The organism is Kribbella sp. NPDC006257 (assembly GCF_040613535.1).
Lineage (GTDB): Bacteria > Actinomycetota > Actinomycetes > Propionibacteriales > Kribbellaceae > Kribbella.
Genome location: NZ_JBEXSJ010000028.1, coordinates 37,179 through 54,733 on the forward strand (window position 1 = coordinate 37,179; position 17,555 = coordinate 54,733).

General features: G+C 67.2%; 16 protein-coding genes. 9 read left to right on the top strand and 7 right to left on the bottom strand.

Annotated features, from left to right (window positions below; genetic code table 11):
- Positions 1–95 precede the first annotated feature (95 nt).
- The 4 genes from ABZ004_RS28670 to ABZ004_RS28685 are packed head-to-tail and all read right to left on the bottom strand — an operon-like array spanning position 96 to position 4,024.
- On the bottom strand, positions 96–854 hold the full coding sequence (locus ABZ004_RS28670; protein WP_355684179.1) for a sugar phosphate isomerase/epimerase: 759 nt from the start codon (positions 852–854) through the stop codon (positions 96–98).
- Between the two features lie 34 nt (positions 855–888).
- Positions 889–1,704, bottom strand: coding sequence for a sugar phosphate isomerase/epimerase family protein (locus ABZ004_RS28675; RefSeq protein WP_355684180.1), 816 nt, complete (start codon positions 1,702–1,704; stop codon positions 889–891).
- Positions 1,701–2,855: a dihydrodipicolinate synthase family protein gene (locus ABZ004_RS28680; RefSeq protein WP_355684181.1), complete on the bottom strand. Its 1,155-nt coding sequence runs from the start codon at positions 2,853–2,855 to the stop codon at positions 1,701–1,703. The genes ABZ004_RS28675 and ABZ004_RS28680 overlap by 4 nt, the downstream gene beginning before the upstream one ends.
- Positions 2,852–4,024, bottom strand: a complete 1,173-nt coding sequence (locus tag ABZ004_RS28685) for a Gfo/Idh/MocA family oxidoreductase (RefSeq protein ID WP_355684182.1) — start codon at positions 4,022–4,024, stop codon at positions 2,852–2,854. Before ABZ004_RS28685 ends, ABZ004_RS28680 begins: the two co-directional genes overlap by 4 nt.
- Positions 4,025–4,647: 623 nt before the next feature.
- On the opposite strand from ABZ004_RS28685, the gene ABZ004_RS28690 reads away from it, so the two are divergent.
- Together ABZ004_RS28690 and ABZ004_RS28695 are read left to right on the top strand one after the other, a co-directional pair.
- Positions 4,648–5,994: a threonine/serine exporter family protein gene (locus tag ABZ004_RS28690; protein ID WP_355684183.1), complete on the top strand. Its 1,347-nt coding sequence runs from the start codon at positions 4,648–4,650 to the stop codon at positions 5,992–5,994.
- 292 nt (positions 5,995–6,286) lie between these two features.
- Positions 6,287–7,129 (top strand): LLM class flavin-dependent oxidoreductase, encoded by an 843-nt coding sequence (locus ABZ004_RS28695; protein ID WP_355684184.1) that lies wholly within the window; start codon positions 6,287–6,289, stop codon positions 7,127–7,129.
- 174 nt (positions 7,130–7,303) lie between these two features.
- Here the strand turns inward: ABZ004_RS28695 and ABZ004_RS28700 are convergent, their stop codons facing one another.
- Positions 7,304–8,854 carry a DUF4185 domain-containing protein gene (locus ABZ004_RS28700; protein ID WP_355684185.1) on the bottom strand — a complete coding sequence of 517 codons (1,551 nt, stop codon included), beginning with the start codon at positions 8,852–8,854 and terminating at the stop codon, positions 7,304–7,306.
- 176 nt (positions 8,855–9,030) lie between these two features.
- Here ABZ004_RS28700 and ABZ004_RS28705 point away from each other — a divergent pair, with 176 nt between their 5' ends.
- Genes ABZ004_RS28705 through ABZ004_RS28715 form a run of 3 tightly spaced genes read left to right on the top strand, consistent with a single transcriptional unit; the run spans position 9,031 to position 11,692 of the window.
- Complete coding sequence (locus ABZ004_RS28705) at positions 9,031–9,615, top strand: TetR/AcrR family transcriptional regulator (RefSeq protein ID WP_355684186.1); 585 nt, start codon at positions 9,031–9,033, stop codon at positions 9,613–9,615.
- Positions 9,612–10,286 carry a VC0807 family protein gene (locus ABZ004_RS28710; protein ID WP_355684187.1) on the top strand — a complete coding sequence of 225 codons (675 nt, stop codon included), beginning with the start codon at positions 9,612–9,614 and terminating at the stop codon, positions 10,284–10,286. The genes ABZ004_RS28705 and ABZ004_RS28710 overlap by 4 nt, the downstream gene beginning before the upstream one ends.
- Positions 10,283–11,692 carry an FAD-dependent monooxygenase gene (locus tag ABZ004_RS28715; protein ID WP_355684188.1) on the top strand — a complete coding sequence of 470 codons (1,410 nt, stop codon included), beginning with the start codon at positions 10,283–10,285 and terminating at the stop codon, positions 11,690–11,692. The genes ABZ004_RS28710 and ABZ004_RS28715 overlap by 4 nt, the downstream gene beginning before the upstream one ends.
- On the opposite strand, the gene ABZ004_RS28720 is transcribed toward ABZ004_RS28715, so the two are convergent.
- Positions 11,614–12,876, bottom strand: a complete 1,263-nt coding sequence (locus tag ABZ004_RS28720; protein WP_355684189.1) for a glycosyltransferase — start codon at positions 12,874–12,876, stop codon at positions 11,614–11,616. The two genes, ABZ004_RS28715 and ABZ004_RS28720, sit on opposite strands and share 79 nt — an antisense overlap.
- Before the next feature lie 325 nt (positions 12,877–13,201).
- Here ABZ004_RS28720 and ABZ004_RS28725 point away from each other — a divergent pair, with 325 nt between their 5' ends.
- The 4 genes from ABZ004_RS28725 to ABZ004_RS28740 all read left to right on the top strand — a co-directional run bounded on the left by ABZ004_RS28725 (position 13,202) and on the right by ABZ004_RS28740 (position 16,447).
- Positions 13,202–14,410: a riboflavin synthase gene (locus ABZ004_RS28725; RefSeq protein WP_355684190.1), complete on the top strand. Its 1,209-nt coding sequence runs from the start codon at positions 13,202–13,204 to the stop codon at positions 14,408–14,410.
- On the top strand, positions 14,410–15,102 hold the full coding sequence (locus ABZ004_RS28730) for a class I SAM-dependent methyltransferase (protein WP_355684191.1): 693 nt from the start codon (positions 14,410–14,412) through the stop codon (positions 15,100–15,102). The genes ABZ004_RS28725 and ABZ004_RS28730 overlap by 1 nt, the downstream gene beginning before the upstream one ends.
- Positions 15,103–15,243: 141 nt before the next feature.
- Complete coding sequence (locus tag ABZ004_RS28735) at positions 15,244–15,681, top strand: VanZ family protein (protein WP_355684192.1); 438 nt, start codon at positions 15,244–15,246, stop codon at positions 15,679–15,681.
- Positions 15,641–16,447 carry an LLM class flavin-dependent oxidoreductase gene (locus ABZ004_RS28740; protein WP_355684193.1) on the top strand — a complete coding sequence of 269 codons (807 nt, stop codon included), beginning with the start codon at positions 15,641–15,643 and terminating at the stop codon, positions 16,445–16,447. Before ABZ004_RS28735 ends, ABZ004_RS28740 begins: the two co-directional genes overlap by 41 nt.
- Before the next feature lie 243 nt (positions 16,448–16,690).
- On the opposite strand, the gene ABZ004_RS28745 is transcribed toward ABZ004_RS28740, so the two are convergent.
- A complete protein-coding gene (locus tag ABZ004_RS28745; protein WP_355684194.1) occupies positions 16,691–17,527 on the bottom strand; it encodes an aminoglycoside phosphotransferase family protein in 837 nt (278 codons plus the stop codon).
- Positions 17,528–17,555 lie beyond the last annotated feature (28 nt).

The following is a 17,555-nucleotide window of genomic DNA, read 5'->3' on the forward strand; positions in this document are numbered from 1 at the left end:
CCCGCCGTGGAGAGAGCCCCTTACAGAGTGACAGATCCCGCCAGTCTCGACACGCCGAGGCACCCTCCGCGACGCAGCGTCACGGTCACCGAGCGTCAGTACCTGAGTTCATTGAGAGACCGGTACGACGTACGCGCGGACTCCCATGCGTCAGTGGGAGCGTCATGCTCCACCAGCCACTGCCGCACTCCACCCGCCTCGGCATGCGCGAAGATCGCCGCGAAATCGAGGGTGCCGGTGCCGACGTCGGCAAAGGTTCCGTCCTCGGCCATGTCCTTCACGTGCAGCGCTGGGAAGCGGCCCGGGTGCGCCTCGAAGTACTCGATCGGGTCCTTCCCGCCGTTCACCACCCAGTACAGGTCGAGCTCGAACCCGAGCAGGTCGGGATCGACCTCGTTCAGCAGGATGTCGAACAGCACTTGGCCGTCGACTTCCTCGAAGTCGTGCCCGTGGTTGTGGAAGAGCAGTTTGAGCCCCTCCTTCGCCGCCACCTGACCGGCCGCGGTGAACGCCCGCGCCGCCTCGCGGAAACCGTCCGGATTCCTTAGCTCCTCCGGCAGTGACGGTACGACGATCCACTCGCCGCCGAGCATTTTCACGTCCGCGAGCGCGCCGGCCCAGTCGTCGGTCAGCCGCGGATAGCCGACGTGTTCGAGGACGATCTTCAGGCCGGCCGCGTCGGCGTACGAGCGGATCTCTTCGGCCGAGTGACCGAACCGGCCGCTCACGCCGATCGTCCGGTAGCCGATCTCCGCCAGTCGCTGCAGGGTGCCGGGGTAGTCCTCGGCGAGCGCCTCGCGCATCGTGTAGAGGTGCATGCCGATCCCGTCGGCGGGAATGTTCCGGTCGCTCATGGGGAGGAATCTCCTTCGAGTGCTGGATCCTGAATCAGGCGACGTGCTCCAGATAGCGTGCCAGGGCCAGGTCGAAAACCTCCTGGCCGGGCGCGTCCCACAGCTGCTGGTTGAAGATCTCGACCTCGACCGGACCGTCGTACCCGGCCGCGTCACAGGCCTCGCGCAACCGGCGCAGCTCGATCGAACCGTCGCCCATCATGCCGCGGCCGAGCAGCGTGTCGGCGGGCAGCGGGACGACCCAGTCGCTCACCTGGTACGAACAGATCCGGGCGCCGGCCCGCTCGATCTGCCGGTAGATGTCGGCGTCCCACCACAGGTGGTAGGCGTCGACGACGACACCGACCTGTTCGACCGGGAACTGCTCGGCCAGGTCGAGAGCGCCGCCGAGCGACGAGACCACGCAGCGATCCGAGCAGAAGATCGGGTGCAGAGGCTCGATGGCGAGCCGGACGCCATGTTCCTGTGCGTACGGCGCCAGCTCGGCGAGCCCGTCGCGGACCATCGTCCGGGCGCCGTCGAGATCGCGCGATCCGGGTGGCAGACCACCGCTGACCAGGACCAGTACGTCGGTGCCGAGCGTCGCCGCCTCGTCGATCGCGCGCCGGTTGTCCTCGATCTTCCTGGCGCGTTCGACGGCATCGGTCGAGGTGAAGAAACCGCTTCTGCATAAGGAGGAAACCCGCAGACCGGCATCGGCGACGAGCTTCGCCGAGCGCTCGACGCCGTACTCCTGAACGGGTTCGCGCCAGAGGCCGATCCATTGGAGCTCGGCCTTCGCGCTGGCCGCGACGACGTCTTCCAACGACCAGTACTTCGTGGTCGCCTGGTTGAGGCTGTAGCGGTTCATGCGTCGATCCCGCCGGTGCTGAGCAGCTGCCGGAAGCGGGTGACGGCGAGGTCCGGATCGGTCAGTACGCCGGCGGCGTCGGCCAGCCGGAACGTATCCGCGAGATGCGGGAGCGACCGCCCGGTCTGGAGTCCACCGACCATGCCGAAGCCGGGCTGATGCCCGTTCAGCCAAGCCAGGAAGGCGATTCCGGTCTTGTAGTAGTACGTCGGCGCCGAGAAGATCTGCCGGGCGAGCGGCACGGTCGGCGCGAAGATCTGCCCGTACGCCGTGAGGTCGCCCTCGTCGAGCGCCTTCAACGCTGCCGCGGCGGCGGGCGCGATCGCCGCGAAGATCCCGAGCAACGCGTCACTGTGGTGCGTCTTATCGCCCCGGATCAACTCGGGATAGTTGAAGTCGTCCCCCGTGTAGAGGCGTACTCCTTCGGGCAGGCGCTTGCGGAGAGCAACTTCCTTGCTTGCATCCAGCAACGACATCTTGATGCCGTCAACCTTGCCGGGGTTCTCGTTGATCAGCTCAACCACTACATCGGCAGCCCGATCCAGATCGCCACTACCCCAATAGCCTTCGAGCGCCGGATCGAACATCGACCCCAGCCAGTGCAGAATCACCGGCTGCGACGACTGCGCGAGCAGGTGGTCGTAAACCTTCCGGTAATCGTCCGGGGAGGTGGCTGCTGCGCACAGGGCGCGACTCGCCATCAAGATCGGCTGAGCCGCCACCTCCTCAGCCAACGCGAGCTGCTCCTCATAAGCCCCAACCACCACATCCAACGGATGCACCCCAGCACCCAACTGATCAGTCCCCACCCCCACCGCGATCCGCCCGTCGGGCGCTTCGGCAGCAGAGCGGCGGATTAGTTGTTGGGTGGCTGGCCAATCCAGGCCCATGCCGCGTTGGGCGGTGTCCATGGCTTCGGCTACCGACAAGCCGAGGGACCAGAGGTGGTGGCGGAAGCCGAGGGTGTGTTCCCAGTCGATGACCGCGGGGGCACCCGGTGAGTTGTCGCCGAGGGGATCGGCGACGACGTGGGCGGCGGCGAAGGCGAGTCGGGAGCGGGCCGGCGAATAGGTGCCGTGGGCAACCGGCGTACCGGTCAGTGTGTACGTCTCCAAGCCGCCGTCGCGCGGCAACCGTAGTGACAAGCTCATGCGCGAGCCTCGATGTCGAGTGCCGGAACCTCCAGCTTGCGCCCTTCGCGCCACGACTGCAGCCCGAGCTCCGCCAGCTGCACACCCTTGGCGCCCTCGACGAAGTCCCAGGTGAATTTTGAGTCGTCGGCTGTATCTGTGACATGCCGCAGGAACATCTCCCACTGCACCTTGAACCCGTTGTCGAACACCTCGTTGTCCGGCACCTCGGCCCACTGGTCGCGGAACGAGTACGCCGCCGGGAGATCCGGGTTCCAGACCGGCTTCGGCGTCGCGGAGCGGTGCTGGGCGCGGCAGTTGCGCAGCCCGGCGACCGCGCTGCCCTCGGTCCCGTCGACCTGGAACTCGACCAGTTCGTCGCGGAACACCCGGGTCGTCCACGAAGAGTTCAGCTGCGCGATGATGCCGCCTTCGAGCTCGAACACGCCGTACGCCGCGTCCTCGGCCGTCGCCGCATAAGGCTGTCCCTGCTCGTCGTACCGGGTCGGGATGTGCGTCGCACCCTGGCAGTAGACCGACTTGACCGGGGCGAAGATCTGGTCGAGCACGTACCGCCAGTGGCAGAACATGTCGACGACGATGCCGCCGCCTTCTTCGGCCTTGTAGTTCCAGGCGGGGCGCTGCGCTTCCTGCCAGTCGCCCTCGAACACCCAGTAGCCGAACTCGCCGCGCACCGACAGGATCTGCCCGAAGAAGCCGCCGTCGACGAGGCGCTTGAGCTTGCGCAGGCCGGGCAGCGAGAGCTTGTCCTGGACGACGCCGTTCTTGAGGCCTGAATCGCGGACCAGCCGGGCCAGGTCGACCGCCGCGTCCAGCCCTTCGGCGATCGGCTTCTCGCAGTAGATCGCCTTGCCGGCCTCGACGGCAGCGCGGACGCCCTTCTCGCGGAGCTGGGTCAGCTGGGAGTCGAAGTAGATCTCGACGTCGGGCTCGGCGAGTGCCTCGGACAGATCCGTGGTCCAGCGGGTCAGCCCGTAGGTGTCCGCGATGTTCTTCAGCTTGAGCTCGTTGCGGCCGACCAGGATCGGCTCGGGGATGATCATCGTTCCGTCGGCGGCCGGGATGCCGCCCTGCTCGCGGATCGCCACGATGGAGCGCTCCAGGTGCTGGCGCAGGCCCATCCGGCCGGTGACGCCGTTCATCACGATGCCGACGTGTCGATCGTTCACTGTGCAACCTCTCCTCGGCGCTTCATCTGCGCTGGTCAGCCTGATGTGAGCGCTTGGAAAGGGCTTTCCCAGGCTCGTGGAGGCAACCTTAGGTGGGCCGTCACGGGGAGTCAACCTGTCGCCGGAGGCAATTGGAAAGCGGTTGCAGACCAGTCGTACCGGTGGCATCCGCGACCGCCGTTTGGGTACGGCGTACCGGCGCGCGTTAGCGTCGTTCCCACCGCTCCCGATTCACCCGATCAGCCGATACGGGAGCCGGCCGAGCTCCCACCCACGAAAGGACCCAGGTGCCCGAGGCCCCCGAGCCCACCCCCGAACTGGACGAGACCTCCCCACCCGCCCAGCCCTCCCGCACGCCCGCCCTCCGCGCGGACGACGAGAGTCCGGCGAGGAAAGGCGGTCGCGCTGGGTCGACGGACGATGCGTCGGGGGAAGGCGTTGACGCCGGGCCGGGCTCGGAAGGTGCTGCGAAGGACGGTAGAAGCGCCGCGCCGAGCGCGGATGGTGTGAAGGGGGCTGGCCGTAGCCAGGCGTCTCGTCTGGCCGCGGCAGGTTCGGGTGACGGGTCTGACGAGCGGCGGCAGGAGCGGGCGGGGCGGCGGCGGGAGGATCGGGAGCGGGGGGTGCAGCGGGAGTTGTATCGGGGGCTGGATCTGGCGCTGCGGATCGGGGAGGTGGTGTTGTCGAGCGGGGCCGGGACGGCGGATGCGACGGCGACGATCTTGTCCGTGACTGCTGCTTGCGGGTTGCGGGGGTGTGAGGTGGATATCACCTTCACCTCGATCGCGATCTCGTACCAGGCGGCGCCCGATGTTGCACCCGAGACGCACATGCGGGTGGTCCGGTATCGCGGGCAGGACTTCTCCCGGTTGACCGACGTGGATCAGCTCGTACGACGGTTCGCGGGTGGCGAGGTGACGCGCGAGGACGCGAGCCGGGAGCTGGCGCGGATGGTGAGCGCCGGCCCGCCGTTCCCGCGCTGGAGTTCGGTGCTCGCATGGGGCGTGATGGCGGGCGGCGCGACCCTGCTGCTCGGCGGTGGCTGGCTGATCACCCTCGTCGCCGTCGTCACCGCGATCCTGATCGAACTCAGCAACCGCTGGTTCAACCGGCAGCGCCTGCCCGCCTTCTACCAGCAGGTGGCCGGCGCCTTCGTCGCCACCGCGGTCGCGTTGATCCTGTACGCCGTGCACGCACCGGTGAAGCCCTCGTTGGTAGTTGCCGCAGGCATCATCATGCTGCTGGCCGGCATCGCCCTCACCGGTGCCGTCCAGGACGCGATCACCGGGTACTACGTGACCGCGGCGGCCCGCAGTCTCGAAGCGATGCTGCTCACCGGTGGGATCATCGCCGGCGTCAGCCTCGGGCTCGCGCTGGGAATCCGGTTCGGTCTGCCGGTCGCCATCGAGGCGCAGACCATCCAGCTCGCGAACCTGCCGATCATGGTCGGCTCCGGCGCGCTGATGGCGGTCGCGTTCGCCTTCGCGTCGTACGCGCCGTTGCGCTCGCTGCTCCCGGTCGCGGCGGTCGGCGCCGCCGGGTCGCTGGTGTTCACGATGATGGCGCGGGCGCAGTTCGGACCGGCTTGGTCGACCGCGGCCGCGGCGTTCGTGGTGGGGCTCGGCGGATACTCGCTCGGCCGGCGCTTCGGCGTACCGCCACTCGTCATCGTCGTCTCCGGAACCGTCCCGCTGTTGCCGGGACTGACCATCTACAAGGGTTTGTTCGAGGTGATGAGCAACGGCAACCTGACCGGCATCGTCAGCCTCGCCACCGCCGTCGCGATCGGCGTAGCCCTCGCCTCCGGCGTCATCCTCGGCGAATACGTAGCCCAGCCCATCCGCCGCGAAGCCCGCCGCCTGGAAGACCGCCTCGCCGGCCCCCGCCTGGTAGGCCCCCGCCGCCCCATCCGCCGCCGCGGCCAGATCTCCCACCACCGAACCCGCCGAACCCGCCACCCCTCCCGCTAACTCACCCCCACCTCGCTCACACCACCCCACGCCGCTCACACCACCCACGCCGCTCACACCACCCACGCCGCTCACACCACCCCACGCCGCTCACACCACCCACGCCGCTCACCCGGGGTGGGAGCACCGCAGCCGCCTGCCGCGATCTTCACCCACTGCCGCGTTATAAACCCTCTAGCGGGCGAGCATCCCTCCACCGGCCGAGCATCCCGCCACGGGCGGAGGCACCTCCCCATCTGCTGCGCTGGGCCGGGCCGCATTTTGTCGGTGGGGGTCGTTAGCGTTCGGAGGTATGAAATACGGGTTCGTGATGGCGTTGGGCGATGCGCGCGATGCGGCGGAGTTGGCTGTGATCGCGGAGGAGCACGGCTGGGACGGGTTCTTCGTCTGGGAGTCGATCTGGGGGATCGACGCCTGGGTGATGCTCGGGGCGGCCGCGATGACGACGGAGCGGATCCGGCTGGGGACGATGCTCACGCCGCTTCCGCGCCGGAAACCGTGGGACGTCGCGGGGCAGGTCTCGACCGTCGACAACCTGAGCAACGGGCGGGTGATCCTGTCCGTCGGGCTGGGGGTGACGGGCGAGGACCGGTTCTGGCTGTTCGAGGAGGATCCGGGGCGGAAGGTGCGCGCGGAGCTGATGGACGAGTCGCTCGAGATGCTGCCGTTCCTCTGGCGCGACCAGCCGTTCGAGTACTCCGGGAAGCACTACACCGCGCGCAGGATCCCGGAGCTGAACCAGCCGGCGCCGCCACCACCGGTGCAGCAGCCGCGGGTCCCGACCTGGGTCGTCGGCGGCTGGCCGCGACCGAAGTCGATGCGCCGGGCGGCGTTGCAGGACGGATGGCTGCCGGCGTACGTCGGCGACGGCCAGGTGACGCCCGAGGTTGTCGCGCAAGGCGTCGAGTGGATCCGCCAGGAGCGCGAGAGACACGGCCTGACGATGGACGGGTACGACGTGGCTGCCGAAGGCGTGACCCAGGCAGATGATCCCAACGCCGCGGAGACAGTCCGTCCCTGGGCCGACGCGGGCGCCACGTGGTGGATCGATGCCGACTGGTCCTCGATGGACCCGGCCGCCGTCCGCCAGGCCGCCGAACGGCGCCTCAAGGCAGGACCGCCCCGCGTCGACTAGGGAGAAGAAGACGAGACCGGAATCCTGGTCGAAACAGGGTTGCCGGCAATTCAGCGCCTACCGCCGGAGACCTGCCGCTTGCGCAGTAGCAGCGCCTACCGCGGGAGACCTGCCGCTTGCGCAGTAGCAGCGCCTACCGCGGGAGACCTGCCGCTTGCGCAGTAGATCGTGCGATCAGCGGAGCTCCTCGAGGGTGAGGTCGTCGGCCTGGAGCCAGACGTCCTGGCCGTGGCCGAAGAAGCCGGTGTAGAGCTGGATCAGTGATTCCCGGCCGCTGTCGAAGTCGAGACTGATCTTCGTGTACGCCGAATGCGCGCCCGTGCGACGCTCGGCGATCTGCTGACCGCGCAAGGTGCGGACGCCGAGCATCGTCTCGGAGTTGTTGTCGGCGGTCCGGAGCCAGGCGGAGAGACGATAGCGATGATGGGGGCGGACGGCGACGTTCTGCTGGAGTTGGTGCGCACCGATCGAATCCCGGACGTAGGCGTTGTTCTGACCGCTGTGGCCGAGATTCGTCCGATCGATCCCACCGCGTCCGCTCAGCTGCCACGGTGCGGTCGGAGTGGCGCCGGTCTGCGCTTCGAAGCCGGGATCCGTGACCAGGTTGGTTGCCGAGTCGTCGTCGGTGAGCTTGGTGTGCATGAGGAAGACGTTGTACGGATCCCACTGCGACATCGTGAAGTAGAGATCCGGTCCGGACGACCAGGGGTGCATGAAGGTTCCGTAGAGGCCGGGATATTCGGTGCCTCGGGCAACTACCTGTTCACCGCTCCACGGACCGGTGAGGGACGCGGCAGACCGTAGTACGACGGATGCTCGTTGTTCGTCGAGGTACATCATCAGCCACTTGCCGAGATAGGCGTTCCACTGAACGGACACCTCGCTGATCGGGCCGACGGCGATCGGTGCTGCGGAAGTCTCGCGGGTCGACCAGGTGCGTCCGTCCCAGTAGCGCCACGCGTTCTTCTGGAGCACCTGGCGCTCGGGTACGCGGGCGAGGTGGGCGTTGCCGAAGCGGCCGTTCGGCGTACCGATCATGTAGACGAAGCCGTCGGTGCGGACCAGGGCGTTCATCTGGAAGTTGTCGTCCCAGGACTTGGTGTTCGGCCAGATCGCCTTCGGGTCCTTTGTCCAGGTCTCACCGTTGTCGTCGGAGTACGCGAAGCCGGAGTGGTTGGTGAACCAGCTGCCGGCCGGGCCCCAATAGTTGACCGACATGTACTGCACGTACTGCCGTTTCCCGACCGAGATCCCCGCGGTCGGGATCACCGTGTGCTCGTCGCGGTCGATCTTCTTGCAGTCCAGAAACTGTTTGGCGTGACCAGGGCTGTCCTCGGCGGCGCTGTCGAGCGTCATTCCGTCGGTCAGGTCATGGTCCTTGCTGCGGAGGAGCAGGTTGCAACGCCAGTCGAGGGTCGCAGGGTCGCCTGCTCCGCCGCCCGGCCCGGTCCAGCCGCTGCCGTAGCTGTCGCCGAACGCCGAGAGGATCTCCCCAGCGCCGTTGTCCCAGAGAATTCCAAGATCCGTCGCCTTCAGCTGAAACCGCCCCTCGGTGTCGTTGATCGCCCCCGGCCCAGTCAGCTTCGCCACCCGCTCAGCAGCCGAAGGAACGGCGGCCTGTACTGCGGGGTGCTCGGCGACCGGATGTGTTGGCGAGCCGGCGCTCAGTGGAAGGAGCGCGGCGCCGACCAGCGTCGGCAGGATCAGGGCTAGTCGCTTCTGCATCTGGGACTCCTGGGCGGGCGAAGAGATCTGGGGCTGAGAAATCGATTTCCCGCCACGGTATCGGCGGTCGTCGAGAGGGTCAACGGGTGGTCGCTGGGAGGGGTGACGGGTGGTCGCCGAGAGGGGTGATGGCGAGCTTGGTTGACAGGATTTACACAAGCGGATAACTTTTACACATGCGGATAACTCAAGCGGGGAGTACGGCGGCTCGGCGGGATCAGATCGTCGCCGCGACCATCGGCGTACTGGCCGAGCGTGGGTACGCCGCCACGTCGTACGACGCGATCTGTGCGGTCGCGGGGCTGAGTAGCAAGCGGCTGATCTCCTACCACTTCACGTCCAAGGACGAGCTCCTCGCGGAGGTGCTGCATCGCGTCACCACGGACGCCGGCGAGTACATGCGCCCGGCGATCGAGGCGGCGGAGAGTCCGGCCGCGAAGTTGGCGGCCTATATCCGGTCCAACGTCGAGTTCATCGCGGCCAAGCCGGATCACGTCCGGGCGGTTCAGCAGATCGTGTCGAGCCACGTGCCGGTCCCGGACGAGGAGGCGGACGGCGCGATCGCGCGGTTGATCGGCCTCTTCGACAGCGGACAGCGGACGGGCGACTTCCGGCCGTTCGATTCGACGCTGATGGCGGTGACCCTGCGCGCCGCGATCGACGCCGTCGCCGGCCGCCTCGTCGGTGGATCGGATCCACAGCTGTGCGCCGACGAACTGACCGACACCTTCAACCGAGCCACCCGACCGGAGACACCGTGAGCACCACGAGACCGCACGACCTGAGCGGAGATGCCGTGAGCACCGTGAACAAACCGAAGGCTCGGTGGGGTGCTGTGTTGGCTCCGGTGCTGATCGATCTGGTGGTGCCGCTGTTGATCTTCTACGGACTTCGTCAGGCCGGCGTCGGCGTGGTGGGTGCGACGCTGGCGGGCTCGGTGATCCCGGTCGCGCGTACGGCGTACAGCCTGATCAAGGGCGCTCGGGTGGACTGGCTGGCGATCTTCATGATCAGCGCGCTGGCCGTCGGGACGATCGCCTCGCTGGCGATGGACAGTCCACGGATGTTGCTGGCTAAGGACGGCGTGATCACCGCGCTGTGTGGGTTCTGGATGCTCGGGACCTTGTTCGCCGGTAAGCCGTTGCTGTTGTCGATCGGGCGCGGCATCGCCGAAGCCAAACGAGGCAAGGGCGGCGGCCAGGTCTGGGCGAGTCGCTGGGACTCCGAGCCCCGCTTCCGGCATGGGATCAGGTTGATCACCGCGGTCTGGGGTGTCGGGCTGGTGCTCGATGCCGTGGTGCGAGTGGTGATCGCGTACGCACTTCCGCTCGATGCGGTGCCAGGCGTGACGACGGCGCAGTGGATCGCGCTCTTCGTCGTGCTCTACGGCTTCATGATGATCTACTCGCGGAAGAATGATCTCCTCGCATGAAGACTGAGGTTCTGATCGTCGGAGCCGGTCCGACCGGTCTCTTGCTGGCTGCCGAGCTCCAACTGGCCGGAGTATCGATTCGCCTTGTGGATAAGACGATCGAGCGTTCGGGCCAATCCAAGGCATTGACTCTGCAGCCGCGATCGGCTGAGATCCTGCACTCTCGTGGGTTGTTGGATCCACTGTTGGAAAAGGTCGAGCGGTTGCCGGCCGGGCACTTTGCCGGGCTGCCGGTGCCGCTGGAATATTCGGCGTGGGAGACGCGGTTTCCTTACCAGCTGGGGATTCCGCAGGCTCGGATCGAGGCGCAGCTGGAGGATCATCTCCGGCTGCACGGCGTACGGGTCGAGGGCCGCACGCTCATCGGACTGGATCAGGACGACCAGGGGGTCCGTGCCGAGTTCGAGGATGGAGCGACGATCCGCGCCGAGTGGGTGGTGGGGTGTGACGGTGGGCGGAGTGCGGTGCGCAAGCTGAGTGAGATCGCCTTTCCCGGCAGGGATGGACGGTTCTCGGCAGTGGTCGCCGATGTCGTTGTCGAGGGCAACGAATCGACAAGTTGGGCTTTGCCGTCGCTGGTGCCGCGGGACGGGGCGGTGATGACGATGCTTCCGTTGGCGGACGGTGTTCATCGGGTGCTCTTCACCGGACCGGAGCAGCAGGGCCTGGACAAGGACTTGCCGGTCGGGTTCGACGAGGTGTCCCGGGCTTTGACCGCTTGGTACGGCGAGGGGGTGGTGCTGCGGGAGCTCCGGTGGGGATCGCGCTTCACCGACGCGGTGCGGCAGGCTTCGCAGTACCGGAAGGGGCGGGTGTTCCTCGCCGGCGATGCTGCGCACATTCACTCGCCAACGGGTGGGCAGGGGATGAACCTCGGGCTGCAGGATGCGTTCAATCTCGGGTGGAAGCTGGCCGCCTTTGTGAAGGACGGCGTCGATCTGCTGGACAGCTACCACGAGGAGCGGCATCCGGTCGGAGCTGCGGTGCTGGCGAATACCCGGGCGCAGGGTGTGCTGATGGTGCCCGACGACGATGTCGCCTGTCTGCGTGAGGTCTTCGTCGGGTTGATGCGGTTGCCATCGGCAAACAAATGGCTGGCTGGACTCGTGTCCGGTCTTGGAGTCGCGTACTCACCCGGTGATCATCGGCTGATCGGGCAGCGGATGCCAGACCTCGACCTCGGTACGACGTGCGTCGCGGAGCTGCTCCGGGACGGTCGGCCCGTGCTCCTGGAGTTGTCCGGCTGGGCGGAGGCGGCGCGCGTCGTCGTACGGCCAGACGGGTACGTGGCATGGGCCTCGGACGACCCGGCTGCGGAATGGCCGGATCAGGCTTTCACGGTGCGTTCGAAGGCCTCGGCTGCCGTGGTGACGCCGTCTTCGGAGCGGAGCTTGGCGGCCAGTTGACGCGCGCGTTCGGCGAATCTGCCGGCCAGCAAGGGTTCGAGGGCCGCGAGCAAGGTGTCCGGGGAGAGGTCTGAGAAGGCGAGAGTGTTGCCGACGCCGAGTGCGGTGATCCGGGCACCCCAGAACGGCTGGTCGGCGAAGACGCCGCAGATCACCGTCGGCAGGCCGGCCCGGATCGAGCTGCCCGTCGTACCGGCGCCGCCGTGGTGGACGGCCGCGAGGCATCTCGGCAGCACCGACTCGTGGTCGAACTCGCCGACGACGCGGATCCGCCCGCCGGTGGCAGTACCGAGGTCGAGGTCGTTCCAGCCGGCGCCAACCAGGGCGCGGACGCCGAGCTTGCCGCTGACCTGCTCGATCAAGGCCAGCGCGGCCTGCGGATCGAGGATGGGCATGCTGCCGAAGCCGAAGTACACCGGCTTGTCGCCCGCGTCGAGCCAGCGGTCGAGCTCAGGATCCACCGAGCCGTTGAGCGCGGCCTGTTGCTCGTCCGAGGGAAAGGGGAAACCGGTGATCGGGCGGCGCGGGCCCCACTCGGTCAACTCCGGGACGAGGTGCTGGCTGTAGATCTGCAGCTCGAGTGAGCCGGCCTGCTCCAGGCGCGCGGCTGTGCCGAGGGTCGCTGGTTCCAGACCTACCTTGGCGCGCAGCTCGTTGACGAACGGGGCGAAGACCGGACAGTTGGCCTTCTCGACTTGCTCGTACGTCTGCAGGTTGCGCTCGGGGGAGAAGACCTCGCGCGACACGACCATGTGCGGATAGGCGCTGTTGCTGCGCATCGGCGCGTAATGCACCGCGACGTACTGCGCTCCGGCGGCCTCCGAGATGACCGCCGCCTCGAGTTCGGTGACGGAGCCGGAGATCACCACGTCGGCGTCTGCCGTGTGCTCGATCAGCTTTGCGTGCAAGAGATCGGCAATCCGGCGTTTGTAGTCGAGCAACCAGCGCACGTACGACGCCATGTCGCCGGACGCGAGCCATTTGCGGCCCTGCTCGGACTCCATGAACTCGCGCGCGTTCAGCTCCAGATCAGACGTCCGTACGCCGAGTCGTTGACCGAGCCAGCGCAGATCCGTGTTCAACGCGAGGTCGACGTCATGCCCCCGGCGCGCGAGCTCGGCCGCCAGCACGACCATCGGTTGCGCGTCGCCCCGGGTCCCCATCCCTACCATCGCTACCCGCATGACTACTCCCGGCGTTGGATTCGTCGCAGAAATTCTGATGCTAGGGCGGGGTGGGTCGCGACTGGGTGCGTCAGCGGCGCGCCTCTGCTAGTTCCGCAACTCGGCCTCCGGTCAAGGGAACGTTTGATGTGGTTAACTGCTGGCGGTGCGATTCCAAGGTGTGACGGCAGGGAGAGCTCCCGGGCCCGTCGGCTCCGTGCGACTGGCGGAGTGACCCGGCTGCTGACCGGGGCCACGCGGTGATACCCCGCTTCTGCTCGGATCCGACCGGATCCCTGGCCTACCTCCACTCTGGCTGAGTGGTGTCGGCAGAGGAGCATGAAGCGTGTTCACAGGAAGAATCGAGCGGACCGCCACGGTCGCCGAAGTCACTGACGAAGCGTTGCGGGTCACGCTGGACCCTTTGGTGGAGCTGGTTCCGGGCGGCGCGGTCTGCCTGGACGGCGTACGGCTGACGATGGAGTCCGCGCGACCCGGCTCGCTTGTCGCCAGCGTCACCGACGAGACTCGGCGCAGAACGACGCTGGACCGGATCACGGCCGGTACGACGGTGCATTTCGAACTGCCCGTCGCTGCCGGTGACCGGATCGACGGTCACCTGGTGCAGGGCCATGTCGACGGGGTCGGCAAGGTGCTGCGGATCGATGACGAACCGGCCGGGCGACGGGTGTGGATCAAGCCGGGTGAGCGGCTGCTGGCCAGGCTGGTGGCTAAGTCGTCGGTCGCGGTGAACGGGGTCAGCCTGACGGTGGCCGAAGTACTGAAGGACCGGTTCTCGGTGGTGCTGGTGCCGAACACTTTGAAGTTGACGCGGCTGGGGGCGTTGGAGTCGGGGGACCGGGTCAATCTGGAGAGCGATCTGCTGGCGCGGATGGCGCGTTCTGGGCATGGGCCCTCGTTGCTTCGGGCGGTGCGTCGGTTGCCGTGGGCGGGGCATTTGAGTGGGGCGGTCGGCGTACAGAAAGTCGTTGCTCAGTTGGCCGCTGGTGGTGGGGTCGTGGTGTGGGATCCGACCTTGGAGGGCGAAGGGGATGTCGTCTTCGCGGGGGAGCGGTTCCGGCCAGAGGCGATGACGTTTCTGCTGACGCAGGTTTGTGGGCATACGACGATTCCTTGTGCTGCTGGGGTTCTGGAGCGGCTGGAGATTCCGAAGATGCCGGGTGAGGGGGATCGGCAGGGGACGTTGATGCATGTGCCGGTGGATCTTGCGTCGCTGCCTGGGACTGGGGTGAGTGCTGCTGATCGTGCGGCGACGATTCGCCGGTTGGCTGATCCGTCGTCGGTGCCTGGGGACTTTCTGCGGCCGGGGCACGTGTTTCCGCTGGCGGCACGGCCGGGGTTGTTGAGTGAGCGGCGGGGGCATACGGAGGCGACTGTTGCGCTTTGTGTTGCTGCTGGGCTTGCGCCGGTTGGGGTTTGTTGCGAGGTGATGCGGCCTGACGGGGTGATGGCGGATGCGGCGGACCTGGAGGAGTTCGCGTTGCGCTGGGAGTTGCCGATGATCGACGTTCACGATCTGGCTCGGTGGTTGTGATGAGCGTCTATGACGACCCGGTGTTCCTGGCGGGGTATCGGGGCTTGCGGCGGGACGGTCTGGGGTTGAACTCTGCGCTGGAGATTCCGGCGCTCACTGCGATGCTTCCGCCGGTTGGCGGGTTGCGCGTGGTGGATCTCGGGTGCGGGGAGGGCGAACTCGCCGTACGGATTGCTGCGGCCGGTGCCGCATCGGTCACTGGGGTCGACCTGTCGGCGTCTATGCTCTCGCGAGCTCGGGAGCATGTGTCGGTGCGCTATGTGCAGGCGGATATCGCTGACTTTGATCTGCCGGCTGGGAGTGTCGACCTCGTCGTCAGCAGTCTGGCTTTGCACTATGTGGAGGACTTCGATGGGTTGGTCGCGCGGATCGCACGGTGGTTGTCGGCCGGTGGCCGGTTCGTGTTCTCGATCGAGCACCCGGTGATCACGGCGCCTTTGGAGGCGGCCGACCTGGTGATCGATGACTATTTTGATGAGGGCCTTAGGCAACGGAGTTGGTTCGTTGACGGCGTACAGAAGTATCACCGGACTGTGTCGTCGTTGCTGATGACGTTGTGCTCTCGCGGCTTCTCTTTGCTCGCCGTCGATGAACCTCAACCGACGGCGACCCAGGTCGAAAGCCACCCCCACCTGGCAATCCACCGCCGCCGCCCGGCACTCCTCCTGGTCGCGGCCGCCCGCGTCGCTTGAATGCCCGTGATCCCGGTCAGTTTCGTTGTTCCTGCGGCCGTTCTGGCTTTGGCGTTCCTCGCCTGGGTCGTCGTGCGCTTGATCTGGCCGAGCCGACGCGGCGAGGGTCCTCAGGCCGCCCTCCTGGCTTGGCGAGCAGGCGTGCTGTGGGTGGTCGGACTGCTGCTGGTGACACTTGGCGGACGGCCTCGCGCCCCTTCCGGGTTGGTGTTCTTCAACTGGGTTCCGTTCGGCGCCCAGAGCGCAGTCAGCAGGCCCGAGATCGTCCTGAACCTGCTCCTCTTTGCGCCGGCCGGGCTGCTGTTGCCCTGGATCCTGCTGCGTGTTGGTCGCTGGGGGCTGGCGGCTGGGGGCTGGCGGCTGGTGCTCGTGTCTGTCGGCGGTGCGTTTCTGCTGTCCTCGTTGATCGAGATCACCCAGGCCTTCACGCCGCTTGGCACTGCAGGGGACCTCACCGACATCCTTCTCAACACCACGGGTTGCGCGCTCGCTGCTGTCGTCGCTGGGAAATTGTCGGAGGTGGTGGGTAGAAAGAGGTATGAAATTCGGAGTGATTCTGCCGGGCGGGTCGGCGGTTGAGCAGCTGGAGCAGGCTGTGCTGGCTGAGGAGTCCGGCTGGGACGGCGTGTTTGCGTGGGAAGCGGCCTACGGGGTTGATCCGTGGGGATTGCTGACGGCGGTCGCTGCCCGGACGTCGCGGGTCCGGCTGGGGACGATGTTGACGCCGTTGCCGTGGCGGCGGCCGTGGAAGGTCGCGAGTCAGGTGGCGACGCTCGACCAGATCTCCGGCGGGCGGGCGATTCTCGCGGTCGGGCTCGGGGCGACGGAGACCGATCTGCCGCGGACCGGGGAGGAGCTGGATCTGCGGACCCGGGCGGCGATGCTCGACGAGGGCATCGATCTGATCCGCGAGTTGTGGGCCGGGCGTTCGCAGTACCACGGTGTGCAGTACGACTACGAGTGCGCGCGGGACGACCTGGCGAAGGTCGGGCGGCCGGTGCAGGAGCGGATCCCGATCTGGGTGGTGGGCGCCTGGCCGCGCCCGAAGTCAATGCGGCGGGTCTTGCGCTGCGACGGGGTGCTGCCGCAATTCGAGTCGGGCGGCCCTGAGGAGATGCGCGTACTACGTACTTGGCTGACCTCGCAAGGCATGGCACCGGGCTTCGACGTCATTGCGGAGGGCGAAACGAGGCCGGGCAACCAGGAGGACGTCGTACGGGTTGCCGGCTGGGCCGAAGCGGGCGCTACGTGGTGGCTAGAGACCCGATGGGAGATGCCGCACCACTCGCCTGAACGAATGCAACAGGTCCGCACCCGAATCGCCGCCGGCCCACCAACAAACTAGCCCCGCCTCTTCAGGCTGGCGCCGCTCCTCACGCCAGCGCCGGCTACATCGAGCGAGCGCCGCCTCTCTGAGCGAGTGCACGAGGCCCGCAAACGGCCCACCGGCAAAGTAGCCCCGCCTCTTCAAGCTGGCGCTTCTTCACGCGGCTACTTCAAGCGAGCACCGCCTCCTCGACGAGCGCACGAGGACCGCAAACGGCCCACCGGCAAACTAGCCCCACCTCTTCAACCTGGCGCCGACTCTTCACGCTAGCAAGGGGAGGTCGGAGCGGATGGCTTCTGCGTGGGCGGCGAACCAGTCGCCGTTGGCGGCCAGTTCCCACTGCATCGCCAGGAGGGACCAGGTGATGCGGTAGAAGGTGAGGATGCGGTCGAGCTCGGGGGTGCGATCGAGGCCGTAGCCGGCGAGGAGCGCGGTGGTCGGTGCCGATCCTGCGCACGAGAAGCGCCCGAGTTCGAACAGCGGATCCCCGAAGGCTGCGTCGCCCCAATCGATGATTCCGGTCAGCTTCCCGTCCTGCGCATAGATGTGACGAGGGTGCAGATCGGCATGAAGCAGCGCGGGTCTGGACGGTTCTTGAGCGAACGGTTCGAGTGCGCTGAGCTCCGCCGCGAGATCAACCGGCAGAACCCCTGCCGCCGTCAACTCGCCGATCCGCTCGAATGGTTGCCGGATCACCTCATTCCAGGTGTCCTTCAACCCTTCGTGCAGAAACCCATATCCGCTGCCCGTCACCCCATGCAACCTGCGAAGCTGCTCGCCAACGGTCGCCAGCACACCCTCGTCCGTGGCGGAGATGGGCTCGCCCGGAACAGCCCGCTCAATCAGGTAGGCCGTCGGCGACTCGACTTCGACCTTGAGGACCTCAGGCGCCAGTACGTCGACCCGCCGCGCTTGCTCACACGCCCAGCCTTCCGCCCTGACCGCCTCCGCCGCCCCCGACTTCAGGTAGAACGTCTCGCCGGCGCCTGTTCTTAAACGAAAGCACTCGTTGCCGGCGAACCCCTGAACCCGCTCGACCTCAGCAACCGACCCCACCACCGGTCTCGCCAGCTCTGCAACCAATCGATTCCCCAGCACCCCCCGAACGTTACTGCGCAACCTCCCT